This window comes from Pseudomonas sp. SK3(2021) (assembly GCF_016772375.1).
Classification (GTDB): Bacteria; Pseudomonadota; Gammaproteobacteria; order Pseudomonadales; family Pseudomonadaceae; genus Aquipseudomonas; species Aquipseudomonas chlororaphis_I.
On the sequence record NZ_CP061943.1, the window covers coordinates 3,044,568 to 3,061,174 of the forward strand.

15 protein-coding genes are annotated in these 16,607 nt (G+C 63.1%); 9 read left to right on the forward strand and 6 right to left on the reverse strand.

Annotation, left to right across the window (positions count from 1 at the left end; all coding sequences use genetic code 11):
• Positions 1-61: 61 nt before the first annotated feature.
• Positions 62-1,711 (reverse strand): SulP family inorganic anion transporter, encoded by a 1,650-nt coding sequence (locus tag IF690_RS13795; protein ID WP_202700979.1) that lies wholly within the window; start codon positions 1,709-1,711, stop codon positions 62-64.
• A 401-nt stretch (positions 1,712-2,112) separates the two neighbouring features.
• On the opposite strand from IF690_RS13795, the gene IF690_RS13800 reads away from it, so the two are divergent.
• The 8 genes from IF690_RS13800 to IF690_RS13830 all read left to right on the forward strand — a co-directional run bounded on the left by IF690_RS13800 (position 2,113) and on the right by IF690_RS13830 (position 8,597).
• On the forward strand, positions 2,113-3,162 hold the full coding sequence (locus IF690_RS13800) for a YCF48-related protein (protein WP_202700980.1): 1,050 nt from the start codon (positions 2,113-2,115) through the stop codon (positions 3,160-3,162).
• Between the two features lie 47 nt (positions 3,163-3,209).
• Entirely contained in the window at positions 3,210-5,585 is a 2,376-nt protein-coding gene (locus IF690_RS13805) for an efflux RND transporter permease subunit (RefSeq protein ID WP_202700981.1), read from the forward strand.
• Between the two features lie 297 nt (positions 5,586-5,882).
• Positions 5,883-6,176 (forward strand): DUF5629 family protein, encoded by a 294-nt coding sequence (locus IF690_RS13810; protein WP_016704661.1) that lies wholly within the window; start codon positions 5,883-5,885, stop codon positions 6,174-6,176.
• The gene (locus tag IF690_RS13815; protein WP_202700982.1) at positions 6,163-7,335 is read left to right on the forward strand and encodes a lactonase family protein; all 1,173 of its coding nucleotides are present in this window, start codon (positions 6,163-6,165) and stop codon (positions 7,333-7,335) included. The genes IF690_RS13810 and IF690_RS13815 overlap by 14 nt, the downstream gene beginning before the upstream one ends.
• Positions 7,336-7,503: 168 nt before the next feature.
• Entirely contained in the window at positions 7,504-7,683 is a 180-nt protein-coding gene (locus tag IF690_RS13820) for a hypothetical protein (RefSeq protein WP_007923220.1), read from the forward strand.
• Positions 7,684-7,895: 212 nt separating this feature from the next.
• Positions 7,896-8,021 carry a hypothetical protein gene (locus IF690_RS29140; protein WP_286673843.1) on the forward strand — a complete coding sequence of 42 codons (126 nt, stop codon included), beginning with the start codon at positions 7,896-7,898 and terminating at the stop codon, positions 8,019-8,021.
• Positions 8,022-8,136: 115 nt separating this feature from the next.
• On the forward strand, positions 8,137-8,343 hold the full coding sequence (locus IF690_RS13825) for a hypothetical protein (RefSeq protein ID WP_202700984.1): 207 nt from the start codon (positions 8,137-8,139) through the stop codon (positions 8,341-8,343).
• Positions 8,340-8,597: a hypothetical protein gene (locus tag IF690_RS13830; protein ID WP_202700986.1), complete on the forward strand. Its 258-nt coding sequence runs from the start codon at positions 8,340-8,342 to the stop codon at positions 8,595-8,597. The genes IF690_RS13825 and IF690_RS13830 overlap by 4 nt, the downstream gene beginning before the upstream one ends.
• A gap of 153 nt (positions 8,598-8,750) precedes the next feature.
• Here IF690_RS13830 and IF690_RS13835 read toward each other — a convergent pair whose 3' ends face one another.
• Genes IF690_RS13835 through IF690_RS13845 form a run of 3 tightly spaced genes read right to left on the reverse strand, consistent with a single transcriptional unit; the run spans position 8,751 to position 14,235 of the window.
• Positions 8,751-9,356, reverse strand: a complete 606-nt coding sequence (locus tag IF690_RS13835) for a glutathione S-transferase (protein ID WP_202700987.1) — start codon at positions 9,354-9,356, stop codon at positions 8,751-8,753.
• The gene (locus tag IF690_RS13840; protein WP_202700988.1) at positions 9,353-12,994 is read right to left on the reverse strand and encodes an AAA family ATPase; all 3,642 of its coding nucleotides are present in this window, start codon (positions 12,992-12,994) and stop codon (positions 9,353-9,355) included. Before IF690_RS13840 ends, IF690_RS13835 begins: the two co-directional genes overlap by 4 nt.
• Positions 12,991-14,235 carry an exonuclease SbcCD subunit D C-terminal domain-containing protein gene (locus IF690_RS13845; RefSeq protein WP_202700989.1) on the reverse strand — a complete coding sequence of 415 codons (1,245 nt, stop codon included), beginning with the start codon at positions 14,233-14,235 and terminating at the stop codon, positions 12,991-12,993. Before IF690_RS13845 ends, IF690_RS13840 begins: the two co-directional genes overlap by 4 nt.
• A gap of 264 nt (positions 14,236-14,499) precedes the next feature.
• Between IF690_RS13845 and IF690_RS13850 the strand changes: the two genes are divergently transcribed.
• Positions 14,500-14,886 (forward strand): hypothetical protein, encoded by a 387-nt coding sequence (locus IF690_RS13850; protein WP_202700990.1) that lies wholly within the window; start codon positions 14,500-14,502, stop codon positions 14,884-14,886.
• A gap of 318 nt (positions 14,887-15,204) precedes the next feature.
• Here the strand turns inward: IF690_RS13850 and IF690_RS13855 are convergent, their stop codons facing one another.
• Complete coding sequence (locus tag IF690_RS13855; protein WP_202701432.1) at positions 15,205-15,570, reverse strand: response regulator; 366 nt, start codon at positions 15,568-15,570, stop codon at positions 15,205-15,207.
• Positions 15,571-15,614: 44 nt separating this feature from the next.
• Complete coding sequence (locus tag IF690_RS13860; protein ID WP_202701434.1) at positions 15,615-16,607, reverse strand: response regulator; 993 nt, start codon at positions 16,605-16,607, stop codon at positions 15,615-15,617.

A 16,607-nucleotide genomic window follows, 5' to 3' on the forward strand; every position in this document is an offset into this window, starting at 1 on the left:
CCAACGCGCGGCCCGGATGCCGCGCGTTATCGTTCACGTCTTGTCGCGAGCAAGCTCGCTCCTACACGGTGGGGCTGTCCGGCTCGCTCTGCAAGGCGCCAGGCAGATCCCGGTGATAGTTCTGCGCGCCGATGGCGTGCAGGATGCCGACCCGTTCAAGCTTGGTGTGGACCTTGAGGTTGGCTTCGCACAGCTTCACCACGATCCCGCGCTTGTGCAGTTGGCCTATCACTTCCTCCAGCATCTGCAAGCCGGTGATGTCCATGAAGGGCACGTGTCTCAGGCGAATGATCAGCACCTGCGGGTCGCTGTGTGTCTGCGCCAGCGCGCGCTCGAAAGTCTCCGCGGCGCCAAAGAACAGCGGCCCCTCGATGGTGTAGATCAGCACTCCCGGCGGCAGATGCAACTGGCCGTTGCCGTGCAACTCGTGTTGCAGGTCCTGTTCCACCACCTGTTGTACCTCCACCGAGGAGGCCATGCGCCGCAGGAAATGCAGCATCGCCAGAATCACCCCGATATTCACCGCGATCACCAGGTCGCTGAACACCGTAAGGGTAAAGGTGGCCAGCAGAATCGCCACGTCCGCCCGAGGCGCCCGTTGCACCATGCGCTTGAAGTGATGCAGTTCGCTCATGTTGTAGGCCACCACGAACAGGATCGCGGCCAGGGTGCACAGCGGGATATTGGCCGCCAGTGGCGCGAGAAACAGGATGATCAACACCAGGACCAGCGCGTGGGTGATGCCTGCCAGCGGGCTGCTGCCGCCGTTGCGGATATTGGTCGCGGTGCGGGCAATGGCGCCGGTGGCGGCGAATCCGCCAAACAGTGGCGTGGCCAGGTTGGCGATGCCCTGGCCGATCAGTTCCTGGTTGGAATCGTGGCGGGTGCCGGCCATGCCGTCGGCCACCACCGCCGACAACAGCGACTCGATGGCGCCGAGCATGGCGATGGCGAAGGCCGGGCCGATCAGGTCCAGCACCCGGGGCAGGCTGATTTCAGGCAGGTGCAACGCCGGCAATCCCTGGGGAATGCCGCCGAAGGCGCTGCCGATGGTGGCCACGCCGTCGAACTGGAACAGTGACTGCAAGGCCGTGGCCAGGGTCATGGCAACCAGGGGCGCCGGCAGGCGCTTGAGCTGCGCGATCCTCGGCACGCCCCACAGCAGCGCCAGGCTGAACAGGGCCAGCAGGGTGGTGGCCAGGTGCAGGTCGGGCAAGGCCTGCAGCAGGTGCCAGAGCTTCTGGTGGAAGTACTCGCCGTCGACGGCGGGCAGGCCGAAGAAGTCCTTCCACTGGCTGACCCAGATGATCACCCCGATCCCGGCGGTAAAGCCGAGTATCACCGGGTCCGGGATGAACTTGATCAGGGCCCCGAGGCGACTGATGCCCAGCAGGAACAGGATGATCCCGGCCATCATGGTCGCCAGTTGCAGGCCGTCGACCCCGTACTTGGCGGTGACCCCGGCCAGTATCACGATAAAGGCCCCGGTGGGCCCGGCGATCTGCAAGCGGCTGCCGCCGAACAACGACACCAGCAGGCCGCCGACGATGGCGGTGTAGATCCCCTGTTCAGGCTTGACCCCGGAGGCGATGGCGAAGGCCATGGCCAGGGGCAGCGCCACCACGCCGACAATCACCCCGGACACCAGGTTGCGGGCCCAGTGCGCGCGTCCCAGCAATCCGGCTTTCCACGCCTCGCGTATGGCAATCATGGCTCACTCCCGACGTCCGACTCGCAGACCACGCTGCTCATCATAGCCAAAGCCGGGAGGCGAGGCCCATGGCCTGAATCGGTCTTTGCGCGACTATCTGCAGCAGAGGCTTGGGGAGGGTGGTGCGCCATCCGTGGCGTTTGCGTTCCTGCCTCAGCTACGCTTCTTGCATCGAACCTGTCTCGACCACACCAGCGCATGCGGGTCTTCAGGTTCCAGGTCGGGGCGGTGGTTAACAAAAGATAACGTGGCGTCGATTGTCAGACGTTTCGAAAGCCCGATAGGATAGGTCAGCTTCCAAAGGGGCTCTAGATTGCAGGTTTCAGGACATTGTCCTACCGCCCCGAACGGTGCCCTGTAAAGGTTGAACGACCTAACAATAATAAATGGGGGAAAGGTCTATGAGTGAGCCTGTCATGGGTGTGAGTTCTTGCCGCCCGCCGGCCTTGCGCAGATTTGCGTTGCTGGCTACAGCGCTCTCGCTGTTGGGGGCCGCCCTGTTGCCGGCCCAGGTTTTGGCCGCTGCGCCCGCGGCGGACACTGTCTATTCCACCGAATCGGCCAAGGCCAGCAAGGGCCTGATGCTCGATGTCGTGCATGCCGGTCCGCGCCTGGTCGCTGTCGGCGATCGCGGGCACATTCTCTATTCCGACGACCAGGGCCAGACCTGGACCCAGGCCAAGGTGCCGACCCGGCAGCTGCTGACCGCGGTGTATTTCGTCGACGCCAAGCACGGCTGGGCCGTCGGCCACGATGCCCAGGTGCTCGCCAGCGAAGACGGTGGCCTGACCTGGACCAAGCAATTCGAAGACCTCAAGCGCGAAGCGCCGCTGCTGGATGTGTGGTTCCAGGACACCAGCAACGGTTTTGCCGTGGGTGCCTACGGCGCGCTGCTGGCCACCACCGACGGCGGTAAAAACTGGGAAGACGCCAGCGACCGCCTGGACAACGAAGACCAGTACCACCTCAACGCCATCGCCGCGGTGAAGGATTCCGGACTGTTCATCGTCGGCGAGCAGGGCAGCATGTTCCGCTCCGCCGACTGGGGGCAGACCTGGGAACGCCTCGAAGGCCCTTATGAAGGTTCGTTCTTCGGCGTGATCGGCACCGCCCAACCCGCCACGCTGCTGGCTTACGGTCTGCGCGGCAACCTCTACCGCTCCAGCGATTTCGGCAGCACCTGGGAACAGGTCGAACTCAAGGCCGCCCGCGGCAACCTGGAGTTCGGCCTGTCCGGCGCCACGCTGCTGGACGACGGCTCGCTGGTGATCGTCGGCAACGGCGGCAGCGTGGTGCGCAGCACCGACAACGGCTTGACCTTCAGTGTCTATAACCGCCCGGACCGGATCTCCCTGGCAGCGGTGACGGCAGCCGGCAATGGCAACCTGATTCTGGCGGGGCAGGGCGGTGTGCGCTCGACCTCGTCGAATGGCGCCGATCTCGGAAAATAATCAGGGCAAGCAAGCCGGGCCAATAATTAGAAGGCGGGAACACTTCCATGAGCAGTCATCAAACCGACAAGGCGACGTTTCTCGAGCGTCTGATTTTCAACAACCGCCCGGCAGTGATCGTCATCTGCCTGTTGGTCAGTGTTTTCCTGTTCTGGCAGGCCACGCTGATCAAGCCGTCCACCAGCTTCGAAAAAATGATTCCGCTCGAGCATCCCTTCATCGAGAAGATGATGGAGCATCGCAACGACCTGGCGAACCTGGGCAACACCGTGCGCATCTCGGTGGAAGCCAAGGACGGTGACATCTTCACCAAGGACTACATGGAGACGCTGCGGCAGATCCACGACGAGGTGTTCTACATCTCCGGCGTCGACCGCTCGGGCCTGAAGTCGCTGTGGAGCCCCAGCGTGCGCTGGACCGAGGTGACGGAAGAGGGCTTCGCCGGCGGCGAAGTGATCCCGCAGAGCTACAACGGCTCGGCCGACAGCCTCGACCTGCTGCGCAACAACGTGCTCAAGTCGGGCCAGGTCGGGCGCCTGGTGGCCAACGACTTCAAGTCGAGCATCGTCGACATTCCGCTGCTGGAGTCCTACCCGGACCCGCAGGACCAGGGCAAGCTGCTGGCCCTGGACTACCAGAAGTTCTCCCACGAGCTTGAAGAAAAGATCCGCGACAAGTTCGAGGCGCAAAACCCCAATGTGAAGATCCACATCGTCGGTTTCGCCAAGAAGGTCGGCGACCTGATCGACGGCCTGATCATGGTGGTGATGTTCTTCGGCGTCGCCTTCCTGATCACCCTGGTGCTGCTCTACTGGTTCACCTGGTGCATCCGCAGCACCATCGCGGTGCTCATCACCACCCTGGTGGCGGTGGTCTGGCAACTGGGCCTGATGCACGCCGTGGGCTTCGGCCTCGACCCCTATTCGATGCTGGTGCCGTTCCTGATCTTCGCCATCGGCATTTCCCACGGCGTGCAGAAAATCAACGGTATCGCCCTGCAATCCAGCGGTGCCGACAATGCCCTGACCGCGGCCCGGCGCACCTTTCGCCAGTTGTTCCTGCCGGGGATGATCGCGATCCTCGCCGACGCCGTGGGCTTCATCACCCTGCTGATCATCGACATCGGGGTGATTCGCGAGCTGGCCATCGGCGCGTCGATCGGCGTGGCGGTGATCGTGTTCACCAACCTGATCCTGCTGCCGGTGGCGATTTCCTATGTCGGCATCAGCAAGCGCGCAATCGAGCGCAGCAAGCGGGACGCCACTCGCGAGCATCCGTTCTGGCGCCTGCTGTCGAACTTCGCCAGCCCGAAAGTTGCCCCGGTGTCGATCTTCCTGGCCCTGCTAGCCTTCGGTGGCGGCCTCTGGTACAGCCAGAACCTGAAGATCGGCGACCTCGACCAGGGCGCGCCGGAACTGCGTCCGGACTCGCGCTACAACAAGGACAACAACTTCATCATCAACAACTACTCCACCAGCTCCGACGTGCTGGTGGTGATGGTCAAGACCGCCTCCGAAGGCTGCTCGCGCTACGAAGCCATGGCGCCGATCGACGAGCTGATGTGGAAGATGCAGAACACCGAGGGCGTGCAGTCGGCGATTTCCCTGGTGACCGTGTCCAAGCAGATGATCAAGGGCATGAACGAGGGCAACCTGAAATGGGAAACCCTGTCGCGCAACCCGGATGTGCTGAACAACTCCATTGCCCGCGCCGACGGCCTGTACAACAACAATTGCTCGCTGGCGCCGGTGCTGATTTTCCTCAACGACCACAAGGCCGAGACCCTCGACCGCGCGGTGCATGCGGTGCAGGAGTTCGCCAAGGAGCACAACAAGGATGGCCTGGAATTCCTGCTGGCCGCGGGTAACGCCGGGATCGAGGCGGCCACCAACGAGGTGATCAAACGCTCGGAACTGACCATCCTGGTGCTGGTGTACATCTGCGTGGCGGTAATGTGCATGATCACCTTCCGCTCCTGGGCGGCGACCCTGTGTATCGTCCTGCCGCTGGTGCTGACCTCGGTACTGGGCAACGCGCTGATGGCGTTCATGGGCATCGGCGTCAAGGTCGCGACCTTGCCGGTGGTGGCGCTCGGGGTGGGGATCGGCGTGGACTACGGGATCTACATCTACAGCCGCCTGGAAAGTTTCCTGCGCGCCGGCCTGCCGTTGCAGGAAGCCTACTACCAGACCCTGAAATCCACCGGCAAGGCGGTGCTGTTCACCGGCCTGTGCCTGGCCATCGGTGTCGCCACCTGGATCTTCTCGGCCATCAAGTTCCAGGCCGACATGGGCCTGATGCTGACCTTCATGCTCCTGTGGAACATGTTCGGCGCACTGTGGCTGCTGCCGGCACTGGCGCGGTTCCTGATCAAGCCGGAGAAACTGGCGGGGCAGAAGGGCCACTCGCTGCTCGCCCACTAAGCTTCGAGGCGTCAACCAAAACCGCGACCCAGGTCGCGGTTTTTTTATGCCCACCCACCACCGATCCTGTAGCCGCTGCCGAGCGCCCGCGAGGCTGCGATCGACCGGTACGGTCGCAGCGCTCTTCCGGGCGCAGGAGGGCCTGCGGCCCTTACGCAGCCTCGCTGGCGCTTGGCAGCGGCTACAGGGCACAGGGAGCAGGGATGGAATGGCTCGCCAGCGAACTTTGCAGTGCCACTACAGCCGCGCCGCGCCGGACCCGCTATCATGGCCGCTTTCCATTGCTGACTGACTACCATGACTGCCGCTACAGACACTTTGCTGACTGCCCTCCAAGCCTGCGACATGCTGGAAATCGACGGGCTGCATGCCTTCGACTTCACCCTCGACGACCAACAGCTGCTGATCGAATGCATGGACGGCCGCGCGGCCAAGCGCTGGAGTTTCAGCCTGGCCCAGGTCAACGCCGCGACCTTCGACGACACCCTGCAGAGCTGGACCATCGTCGGCGATTCCGGTGAGCACCGCCTGGTGTGCATGAGTGCTTTCAGTGCCCGTAACGATGAGGAGGATGAACATGAGGATGCGTAACTTCTGGCCACTGCTGATGGCTGGCAGTGTCGGCGCCATGGCCGTGCAGGCCGCGCCGGTCGAGACCCAGGAACTGCTGGTCGGTTCCTACACCCAGGGCCAGAGCGAAGGCATCTACCGCCTCAAGTTCGACGGTCGCACCGGCAAGATCGAGGCCAAGCCGCTGCAGGTGGTCAAGAGTGCCAACCCGTCCTGGCTGACCCTGTCCAAGGACCAGAAGCAGCTGTTCGTGGTCAATGAGAACGGGCCAGGACAGACCGACCCGATTGGCCGGGTCAGCAGCTTCAGCATCGAAGCCAAGAGCCGCAAGCTGAACCCGATCAACCAGGTGCAAAGCCTGGGCAACGAGCCGACGCACTCCAGCCTGAGCGGTGATGGCCGTTACCTGTTCGTCAGCAACTACTCGGTGGTCGCGGATCCGGGCGGCAGCCTCGCGGTGTTGCCGGTCGGTACCGATGGCAAGCTGTCGCCGGTGGTCCAGCTCAGCAGCCACCCGGGCAGCCGGGTCAACCCCGAGCGCCAGGTGGCGGCCCATGTGCATTCGGTGGTGTCGTCGCCGGATGGCCAGTTCGTGTTCGCCAGCGACCTGGGCGCGGACAAGGTCTTCGTCTACCGCTACGACCCCAAGGCCAACGCCGAACGCCCACTGACCGCGGCCGAGCCGGCATTCGTCGAACTGCCACCGGGCAGCGGCCCACGCCACCTGCTGTTCAGCGCCGATGGCAAGCACGCCTACCTGACCCTGGAAATGAGCGCCCAGGTGGCGATGTTCGATTACCAGGACGGCAAGCTGACCCAGAAGCAGATCCTCGACTTGACCAGCGGCGGCAAGGACAAGAAATCGGCAGGCGCGCTGCATGCCTCCAAGGATGGCAAGTACCTGTACGTGAGCAACCGCGGCACGGCCAATCAGTTGCTGGTGTTCGCCATCGACGAAGCCACCGGCCAGCTCAAGGAGATCCAGCGGCGTTCGGTGGAGGGCGATCACCCGCGTGAGTTCAGCCTCGATCCGAGCAACAAATACGTGCTGATCGGCAACCAGAAGAGCAACGAAATCGTGGTGATCGAGCGCGACGCCAAGACCGGTTTCCTCGGCAAGACCGTGCAAAAACTGCCGTTCGATTCACCCAGCGATATCAAGTTCCTGGTGCGTCAATAAGCCACAGGCCCCGGTCGACGGGGCCTGAGCCTTTCTATTAATGACGCTGATATCTGCTACTGCTGGAAAAAATTTCAACCCGCCAACCCTCGGGCGTAGTTTTGCTTCACGGCCCGGCGCATCAAGGCTTCCGGGCAAACAAGCCGACTGCATACGAGGGTTACCCGAATGAACTTCAATCTCTTCTCCGTGATCGCCGCTTCCGCCATCTCCGCTACCGTGGCCCTGCCAGCCAGCGCCAACGTGGAAATCAGCGAGAAAAAATCCGCGACCAACACCTACACCCAGAAATACCTGCAACAGAGCGCCAACTTCTACGCCGCACTGGATCACAAGATCCAACACTGAGATTCCCCGCACCACCCTGGTATGCAGGAGCGAAGTCACTGGCCTGCCTGAATGGACTCGTTCATCCAGCGGACCGGCAGTGATGTCGCTCCTGCATTACCTGTCTGCGACGTTTTCCCTCATACCAGGCAAATTAGCTTGGTAATGTCATATCGCCATGTGTTTAAATTTGACGCTAATTTATTGACTCCTCCATTCCAAGGATCGACAGCATGGCGATGCGTCTGGCAGTGGTTCTTCTGTTCCTTTATTCCACCCCGATTCTCTCGGCTGCCCAGCCTGTTGAAGGCGAGCCGGAAACCTCGCGCGAGCGAATGCAGATCCTGCTCCAGGATTGATTGGCCGCGGACTAACGATCAATCCAACTGATGGTGACTATGCACCGAGGTGGTTTCTGCTGCGGGCGTTTTTAACGGATTCTGTGGGCACTGAAACATGCCCACGGAGACCATCATGGCCCGCTCGATCCTCACCTCTGCCAAGCGCGGCGCCTATGTCGCCATTGGCCTGTACCTGGCCATGGTCCTCCTGGTCAGCCTCTCGGCCCAGACCCCGTCGTCGGTGCAACCGCCGATCCAGGTCGCTTACCCGGCCATCCAGTTCGAACACCGCGCGCAAGCCGCCGGACAGGCTCCTGATGCGGGAGTGGCGCTGCTATGAAAGGACGCGGGTTCTGGGTCATTGCCTTCCTGGCGTTCATGACCAATGGCGCTTCCTTGCTGGGGATAGGGCAGGGCTCGGCGGGCTCGCTGGCCCGCGCCATCGAGTGCAATCACAACATCGCCCACAATATTGAAACCGCCAAGGCCCTGGGCCTGCTGGCCGGCAACCCGCCAGCCAAGCCCAAGGCCGCGTTCTTCGGTCCGTTCAGCATCGACTGCTCGGCGTTGCTGATGTGCAGAGTGCTGGCTTGACCCGAGAATCGGAATAACGCGAACCCTGTAGCCGCTGCCGCAGGCTGCGATCGGTCGCGCAGCGGCCGCCTGCTGGGCACCCCGGTCTTTCTGCCAATACGCGGTAGGGCGTTTTACAAGCGCTGCGCGCTTGATCGCAGCCTGCGGCAGCGGCTACAGGGGCGGTTTGGCCATCACCTGGGTGAACAGCTCCGACTCCAGGAACCGCTGCAACCAGCGCTGCAGATTCCGGTAAGGCGTCTGCGCAAACCACTGGCGATCGACATGGGCGAACTGCCGCACGAAAGGCGCCAGGGCCATGTCCGCCAAGCTCGGATGCTCCGCCAGCAGGTAATCGCGCTGGCTCAACAGTTCATCCAGCTGGCGTAGAAATACTTCTCCCTGGTCGCGGTAATGCTCCATCGGCTGCTCGGGATACCGTTCGGCGTATTTGTAGCGATTGAGGTGCAGCTTGAACACCTGGTCGTTTTCCGCGACCAGTGCGTCGATCCGTTGCTGCGCCGGCCCATCGTCCTTGAGCAACCAATCCTGCGGATCGTGCCGGGCCAGGGCCCAGCGCATGATGTCCAGGCTTTCGTCGATCACCCGCCCGTCAACGCTGAGCACCGGCACCGTGCCCTTGGGCGACAGCGCCAGCATCGCCGCCGGCTTGGCCTTGAGGCTGACCTCGACTATCTCCAGCGGCACCCCGCTGTAGCGCAGCGCGAGGCGGGCGCGCATGGCGTAGGGGCAGCGGCGGAACGAATACAAGGTATTCATTTCACCTCCAGGGTGCTCAGGCCGTTGCCCTGGCGCCGCACCTGGATCTGCACCGGAATCCGCTCGTGCATTTCCTGCACGTGGGAAATCACCGCCACCTTGCGGCCCTGGGCCTGCAAGCCGTCGAGGGCGTCCATCGCCAGTTGCAGGGATTCCGGATCGAGGCTGCCGAAGCCTTCGTCGATAAACAGCGACTCGATCTTCAGCGTGCTGGAGGCCATGGACGCCAGGCCCAGGGCCAGCGCCAGGGACACCAGGAAGGTCTCGCCGCCGGACAGGGAATGCACCGAACGCAGTTCGTCGCCCATTTCCGTGTCCATCACCAGCAGGCCGAGCATGCTGCCGCCGCGCTTGAGGCGATAGCGCCGCACCAGCTGGCGCAGTTGCGCGTTGGCGTGATGCACCAGCAGATCGAGGTTGTAGGCCTGGGCGATCTTGCGGAAGGTGTCGCCGCTGGCCGAACCGATCAAGGCATTGAGCCGCGCCCAGCGTTGCCATTCGGCGTAGGCCTGGGCGATCTGTTCGCCCAGCGCCTGGTTGGCGTCTCGCCGGCGCTGGTCCTCGGTCTGCTGGGCGCGCAGTTCGGCGCTCAGCTGTTCGCTGGCGGCCAGCTGGTTGTGCAGCTCGCCCAGGGCGCCGGCCAGTTGTTCGGCGTCGAGCTGGCCGTCGTGCTGGGCCTGATGGCTGTGCAGGCGTTGCTCGCGTTCGGTGACCAGGACCTTGGCCTGTTCCACCGCCTTTTCGCGTTCTTGCAGCTGTTGGCGCAATGCGGCGACCTGTTGGTCGTCGAGGCTGAGCAACTGTTCCAGGCCGCCGTCGTCCAGCTCGGGGTGCTGCTGGCGCCAGTCGGCGATCCTGCTGCCCAGTTCCTGCTGTTCGGCTTCCAGGGCCAGCAGGCGTTCCTCCTTGCCTTGCAGTTCCGCACCCAGCTGTACCAGCAGGCTGCGGACTTCCTGCAACTGCTGGTTGGCCCGCACATCGGCGGCGCGTGCCTGTTCGACCGTCAGTTCCAGATGCTGCTGCCACTGCTCGGCGCTGGTGTGTTCGCCCAGCAGTTGCGCGAGCTTGTTGCGGGCGGCCTGCTGTTGCTCGGCCAGGGTATTGAACTGCTCCTGGGCGGCTTGCAGTTGCTGCACGCGGGTCTGCTGGCGGTCCTGTTCCTTGTCCAGGGCCAGTTGGCGCTGTTGCTGTTCCTGCTGTTCTTCCTTCTGCTGGTCGAGTTGCTCCAGGCGCTGCATGACCTGCTGGTCGATCTGCATGAAGGTCGCGGCCGGGTCGCTGCGCAGGGCTTGGAGGGTGTCGGCCGGCAGCAGGGTGGCGAAGGCCGACAGCTCTTCCTCCAGGCGCTGGCGATCCGCGCCCAGCTGCTGTTGCTGCTGGGTCAGCTGTTGCGTGGCTTCCTGGCTGGCCTCGACCGCCGCCTGCAGTTGCTGTTGCAGGCGCGCGGCGTCCTTTTGCAGTTGCAGCAGGGCGCCTTGGCGCTGTTCGTCCTGTTGGATGCTCTGGTTCAGTTGGCTCAGTTGCTGGTGTAGCCAGGCGTCGCGCTTGCCGGCGTCCTGGCCGAGCAGCGCCGCCGCCAGCGGATGGGCTTCGATACTCGGCGCCAGGGCCTGCTGCTGGCTTGCCAGTTGTTCCTGTTGCTGGAGGAATTCCTTCTGCTGGGCGATCAGGCCGCCGACCTGGCTGCGCAGTTCGGCGAGTTTTTCCTTGAGTTCATCCACCGCCTTGCGTGCGTTGGCTTCTTCGCTTTCGTCGTGGCGACCCAGGCTCTGCAACAGCGCCTCGGGCTGATGGTAGGGATGCTCGTGGCTGCCGCAGACCGGGCAGGGCTGGTCGTCCTGCAACTGCTCGCGCAGTTCCTCGACACTGGCACTGCGCGCCAGGCGCTGGCGCTCCAGCAGTTGCTGGGTCACCGTCAGGGTCTGTTCGGCGACCGTCAGTTCGGCCTTGCTCTGCAGGCCGATCCGGTTCAGTTCTTCGCGTTGGCGCGCCGTGGCCTGCAACTTGTCCGCCAGCTCCGCGCCGCGCTTGTCCAGCTCCTGCTGGCTGGCCCACAGCCGCGCCAGTTCTTCGAAGGCGCGCTGTTGCTTGCGGTTGTCCTGCAGCAGGTCGCTGAGGATTTGTAGCTGTTCGGCCACCGCGTGGGGCTCGGCGCCGGCTTCGCTGTACAGCACCTGCAGTTCATCGCGTTGCGCGGCCAGTTGCTGCGCCGCGCTGGCGGCCCGTTGTTGCAGGCCGGGCAGTTCTTCCTGGCCTTTGTTCAGCCGGTTGCCGGCCAGCATCAGCTGTTGCAGGCGATCGCGATAGGCGTTCCAGGCATCGCTCAGCGGCGCCAGATGGGTGCTGTGTTCCAGCTGTTCGGCAATCCGCTGCAGGCGTTCGCCCACCAGGCGCTGCTGTTCGAGCATGGCCTGGATCGCCTGCTGGCCTTGCTCGCTGGCCTGTTGCAGTTTGTCCTTGAGCTCGCCGGCTTCGCCGCAGGTCTTGCCCAGGTGGGCGAGGGTGCTTTGCTCGGTAAAGGCCTCGCGCAGCAGCGGGGCGCTGGCGCTTTGCTGTTCCTGCGCGGCGAGCAGCGCGGCCTGGGCCGTGGCCCGTTGCTGCTCCAGTTCGCCCTGGCGTTGTTGTTCTGCGCCTTGTTGCTGGCGCTGTTGCCGGATCTGCTCGCGCAGCGGCGTCAGTTGCTGGTTCAGTTCCACCTGCCGGGCGAACTGATGGCGTTGCGGCGCCAGTTGCTCCAGGCGGGTCAGCCTGGTTCGCTCGCTGGCCAGGCCTTCCCAGGTCGTTTGCGCCTGTTGCAGTTGCTCGGCGGCGCTGCGCTGCTGGTCCTGCAACTGCTGCAGTTCCTTGAGCCAGGCGTGTTGCAGCTCCAGCTGCTTGAGCTGCGCCTGCTGGGCCTTGAGCTGCTGCTGGGCCGCGTCGAAACGCTGGTCCAGCTCGGCGCGCGCCTCGGGCTCCAGCGGGGTGATGCCGCTGGCCTGGGCCTTGAGGGTCTTGTGCTGTTCCTCGGCTTCCTTGCTCTTGCTGTAGGTGCGCCGCCCGAGCTGGCTGTAGATCGAGGTATTGGTGAGCTTTTCCAGCAGTTCGCTGCGTTCCTTGTCGTCGGCCTTGAGGAAGGCGCTGAACTCGCTCTGGGCCAGCATCACCGCGCGGGTGAATTGCTCGAAGTTGAGCCCCAGCTTGGCTTCGATCAACTGCTCGTAGTCGCGTTTCCCACTGGCCAGCAGTTGATTGCCGTCCAGGTCGTGCAGGCTCTGCTTGCTGGCTTGCAGCTTGCCGTTGGCCTTGTCCCGGGCGCGGTTGGTTTCCCAGCGGGCGCGGTAGCGATGGCCGTCGATGCCGACGAAGTCGACCTCGGCGTAACCGCTGCCGGTGCCACGGCGCAGCAGGGTGCGCGGGTCGCTGGTGAGCATCTCGCTGTCCACCTCCGGCACCTTGGTTTCGCGGCCGATATTGTTCAGCCGCGGTACCGCGCCGAACAGCGCCAGGCACAAGGCGTCGAGCAGGGTGCTCTTGCCGGCGCCGGTGGGCCCGGTAATGGCGAACAGCCCGGCGCTGGCCAGGGGCTCGGCGCTGAAGTCGATCTCGAAGGGGCCGGCCAGGGAGGCCAGGTTCTTCAGGCGGATGGCCAGAATCTTCATGACTGCTCCTCCTCGTGCTGTACTTCCTGGAGCAGTTGCGCGAAGTCCTTGAGGGTCTGTTCATCCACCTCGCTGCCGTAGCTGTCCTGCCAGGCGCGGCTGAACAGGTCCTGTGGGCTGAGCTGGTCCAGCTCCACCAGTTGCGCGGCGCCGTCGTCGCCCTCGCGGCCGCCATTGCCGGCGTATTCGGCGGCAATCCGCACCAGGCGCACGGCCTTGCCGTCCAGGGCGCTTTCCACTTGCTGGCGCAGGTCCGGCTGCGGCTCGTCCAGGCGCACCCGCACTTCCAGCCAGGGCTGGCGCTGCTCTTCGGCCAGCAGGTCGATGTCCGGCAACTCGGCCAGTTGCAGGAGGATCTGCGCCAGCGGCGCCGGGCCCAGGCGTTGCAGGTTGACCGCCCGCGGGATCAACCGTGGCTCGACGCTGACCAGGGTTTCGCCGTCGAGCTGGACATCGAGGATCTGGTGCTGGTAGCCGATCTCCGAGAACGACAGCGGGATTGGCGAACCGCTGTAGCGGATGCGCTCCTCGCCGTTGACCTTCTGCGGCTTGTGCAGATGCCCCAGGGCCACGTAGCTGATGCTCGGGCCGAACAGGCTGGCGGGCAGGGCCTCGGCGTTACCGATGATCAGGCTGCGCTCGGAGTCTTCCGAGACCGAACCGCCGGCCATGTGCGCGTGGCTGATGGCGACCAGCGCCTGGCCCGGCTGGCGCTTGGCGTTGGCTGCGGCGATCAGCCATTCGTGGACCTGGGCGATGCCCTTGAGGTAGTCGTCGCCCAGCTGCGGGCCGGTGACTTCCGCCGGCCGCAGGAACGGCAGCGCCAGGCACCAACCGGCAATCGCGCCGCTGGCATCGGGCAACGGCAGCAACAGACGCTCGCTGTCCAGCTGCCCGTCGTCCAGCCACAGCACCCGGCCCAGGGCGTGGGTGCGCAGACGCCGCATCAAGGGCGCCGGCAACTCGATGCGCGAACCGGAGTCATGGTTGCCGGCGATCATCACAATGGTCAGGCCGGGCTGCTGTTCATGGGCGCTGACAATAAAATCGTACAGCCGCTCCTGGGCTTTGACCGGCGGGTTGACCGTGTCGAAGATATCGCCGGCGATCAGCAGCACATCGGGGCTGTGCAGCGCCAACTGGCGCAACAGCCACTCAAGGAAGCAGGCATGCTCGAAATCGCGTTCCTGGCCATGGAGGTTCTGCCCCAGGTGCCAGTCGGAGGTGTGAAACAGACGCAAGGCAAACTCCGCAAACAATCAGGTGGGCCGCAGGGAAGAGAAGAGCGGCGTGAGGGGGAAGAGTTTACTGGCAAATCGGTTGTGGGGCTTGGTCTGATGGTCGATGGCGATTCTGTTCATTGGCCGGGTTGCTGATACGTGGATGGCGTCTGCGCAGGAGGCTACTTTTGATCCAGAGTCGTCGTTGCCCGTGGCTGAAGTTGACCATCCATGATGCTGTAGAGTGGGGCGAGCGTAACCTTCGTACCTAACCGGATGAGAGCCATGAAGAGGGTGTTGCCCAAGAGCGAACTCAAGGCGCTCTCGGTGGAAGCCGAAGCCAAGGGTTTGACCCTGAATGATCTTGTTGGCACTTGCGAGAAATTTGGCGTCGCACCGCAAGATGTGCTGAACGAGCTGTCCGTCGCGATTGCCGAAGGGTATCTAGTGGGATCTTTAATCTACGACTCTTGCGACAGTGTCATGAACGGGATCATAGATGCAATTGTTGAACTGGGTATGACCGGAGTTCTTCCGCAGCCTGCTTTCGCGCTGTACCAAGCGTTCGATCAGGGTGAGTGGATCCGAAGTAACGACCCGCCGGAAACTGACTCCGGTGAGACATACACGAAGCCGCTGGTCCTGGAAGTAATGCGTGCCCTTAATGACTAGCCTTCACAGGCCGAAAGCTTCTTGCTTGAGGTGCGCTGCATCAACTGCCTTTGGGCGCCAAATTTGAGTATTTGCTTCTGGCCGCTTTCCGCCCGTGCTGACCGGCAACTATTGGCCCCATTCGCGGATGGCTGCCATTGGCAGGGGACCGCCTGTTGCGAAATACTCCTTCAGACAGTCATGAGTGCGAGCCTGTTTTAGAGCAGTTTTTGGCTTGCATTCTTTTACGTAAAAACTGCCATCACCCAACTTGCTGTCCTGGGACATGCCGACCGCATCTGCCTTGGCCGTTTGTCTTGCGGCAAAATCAGAAGGCTTTCAAGTCTCGCATTGAAGGGCAGACTCGACAGCGCTCAGCAAAGCTTCACCGCTGAAGGGTTTACGCAAACATTCGATGGGCTCATAGCGGCTGGTTTCGGCCAGTGTCGCTTCATCCCAGTGTGCCGACATGCAAATCACTGGAAACTTTCTGTCTTGGAGCTTCAGCGCGTGCATGACCTCTATCCCTGACAGTCCGTTCATCTTCAAATCCAACAGCAGGCACGCGATGTCATCTAAGTTTTCGAAGGCGAGGAACTCCTCCCCCGAGGTGAATACCCGGGAGCGGTATCCCGCCGACCGGAGCAGATTGGCCAGGCTTTTGCGCACGGACGCGTCGTCGTCCACGATACAGACGATGATCATGGCGCTGACGGATGACCCGGACGCGGCGCAGTCATTGTTGGTAGTCATGTAGGACTCTGCACGCCAAACGTCGGCTCCGAGCTGATCAAGCGATACAGGTTGACCAGGCTCACCAGCGAGCGCGTCTGCATCTTCTCCATGATGTGCTTGCGGTGGACCTTGGCGGTGATTTCGCTGGTACCCAGCCGGTTGGCGATGTGTTTGTTGGACAGGCCCTCCACGATCAGTGGCAGCACTTCGCACTCCCGGGGGGTCAACAGGGCGGCCTTTTTACGGGCGGCCTGAATGCGCCGCCATTGCTCGAATGCCATCGCTGCACGCTGACGGGTGGTGCGCAGTGTGCCGAGCAACTGCTCGTCGTTGAAAGGTTTGGTCATGAACTCGAGCGCTCCCGCTTTCATGGCCTGCACCGACATCGGGATGGTGCCGAACCCTGTCATGAAAATCACCGGCCACGGATGTCCGCGTTGTCCGAGTGCCGATTGCAGCTCCATTCCTGTCGCCTCGGGCAGGTTGATGTCCAGCAACAGGCAAGCGGGGCCAATGTCGAGGTCTGCGTTGAGCAATTCTTCGGCCGAGGTGAATATCCGGTGCGCGATGCCTTCGGCCCGCAGCAAACGACTGAGTGCGGTGCGTACGGACGCTTCATCATCCACGATGTACACCGGCACGCTGTCAGGATCGATCGTCGCCTGATCCTCGGATGCATGGGTGCCTGGCGAGACCGGATGGAACAGGGGCAGGGGCGATTCACGTTCTTTCAATAATCGGTAACCTCGGCGCGGGACCGTCTGGATGAGCTCTTTTTCTCCAAGTAACTTGCGCAGCGAGGAAATCTGCACCTGCAGGTTGTTTTCCTCGACGACGGTGTCAGGCCAGACCTGTGTGATTAATTCATCTTTGCTGACGATTCGGCCATCGGCCTGCCACAGCACCGAGAGGATTTCGAACGCCCGGCCTCCGACACGCAGCGGCCGTCCATCAAGAAAGGCTTCACGCCGTTCCAGGGAAATAGTGGCTTGGCCGAGCCGGATCAT

Coding starts and splice junctions, on each gene's coding strand:
- IF690_RS13805 (WP_202700981.1), top strand. CDS start 3,210: ATGAGCAGTCATCAAACCGACAAGGCGACGTTTCTCGAGCGTCTGATT.
- IF690_RS13825 (WP_202700984.1), top strand. CDS start 8,137: ATGGCCCGCTCGATCCTCACCTCTGCCAAGCGCGGCGCCTATGTCGCC.
- IF690_RS13815 (WP_202700982.1), top strand. CDS start 6,163: ATGAGGATGCGTAACTTCTGGCCACTGCTGATGGCTGGCAGTGTCGGC.
- IF690_RS29140 (WP_286673843.1), top strand. CDS start 7,896: ATGGCGATGCGTCTGGCAGTGGTTCTTCTGTTCCTTTATTCCACCCCG.
- IF690_RS13820 (WP_007923220.1), top strand. CDS start 7,504: ATGAACTTCAATCTCTTCTCCGTGATCGCCGCTTCCGCCATCTCCGCT.
- IF690_RS13835 (WP_202700987.1), bottom strand. CDS start 9,356: ATGAATACCTTGTATTCGTTCCGCCGCTGCCCCTACGCCATGCGCGCC.
- IF690_RS13810 (WP_016704661.1), top strand. CDS start 5,883: ATGACTGCCGCTACAGACACTTTGCTGACTGCCCTCCAAGCCTGCGAC.
- IF690_RS13830 (WP_202700986.1), top strand. CDS start 8,340: ATGAAAGGACGCGGGTTCTGGGTCATTGCCTTCCTGGCGTTCATGACC.
- IF690_RS13855 (WP_202701432.1), bottom strand. CDS start 15,570: ATGATCATCGTCTGTATCGTGGACGACGACGCGTCCGTGCGCAAAAGC.
- IF690_RS13840 (WP_202700988.1), bottom strand. CDS start 12,994: ATGAAGATTCTGGCCATCCGCCTGAAGAACCTGGCCTCCCTGGCCGGC.
- IF690_RS13850 (WP_202700990.1), top strand. CDS start 14,500: ATGAAGAGGGTGTTGCCCAAGAGCGAACTCAAGGCGCTCTCGGTGGAA.
- IF690_RS13800 (WP_202700980.1), top strand. CDS start 2,113: ATGAGTGAGCCTGTCATGGGTGTGAGTTCTTGCCGCCCGCCGGCCTTG.
- IF690_RS13860 (WP_202701434.1), bottom strand. CDS start 16,607: ATGATCCGGCTCGGCCAAGCCACTATTTCCCTGGAACGGCGTGAAGCC.
- IF690_RS13795 (WP_202700979.1), bottom strand. CDS start 1,711: ATGATTGCCATACGCGAGGCGTGGAAAGCCGGATTGCTGGGACGCGCG.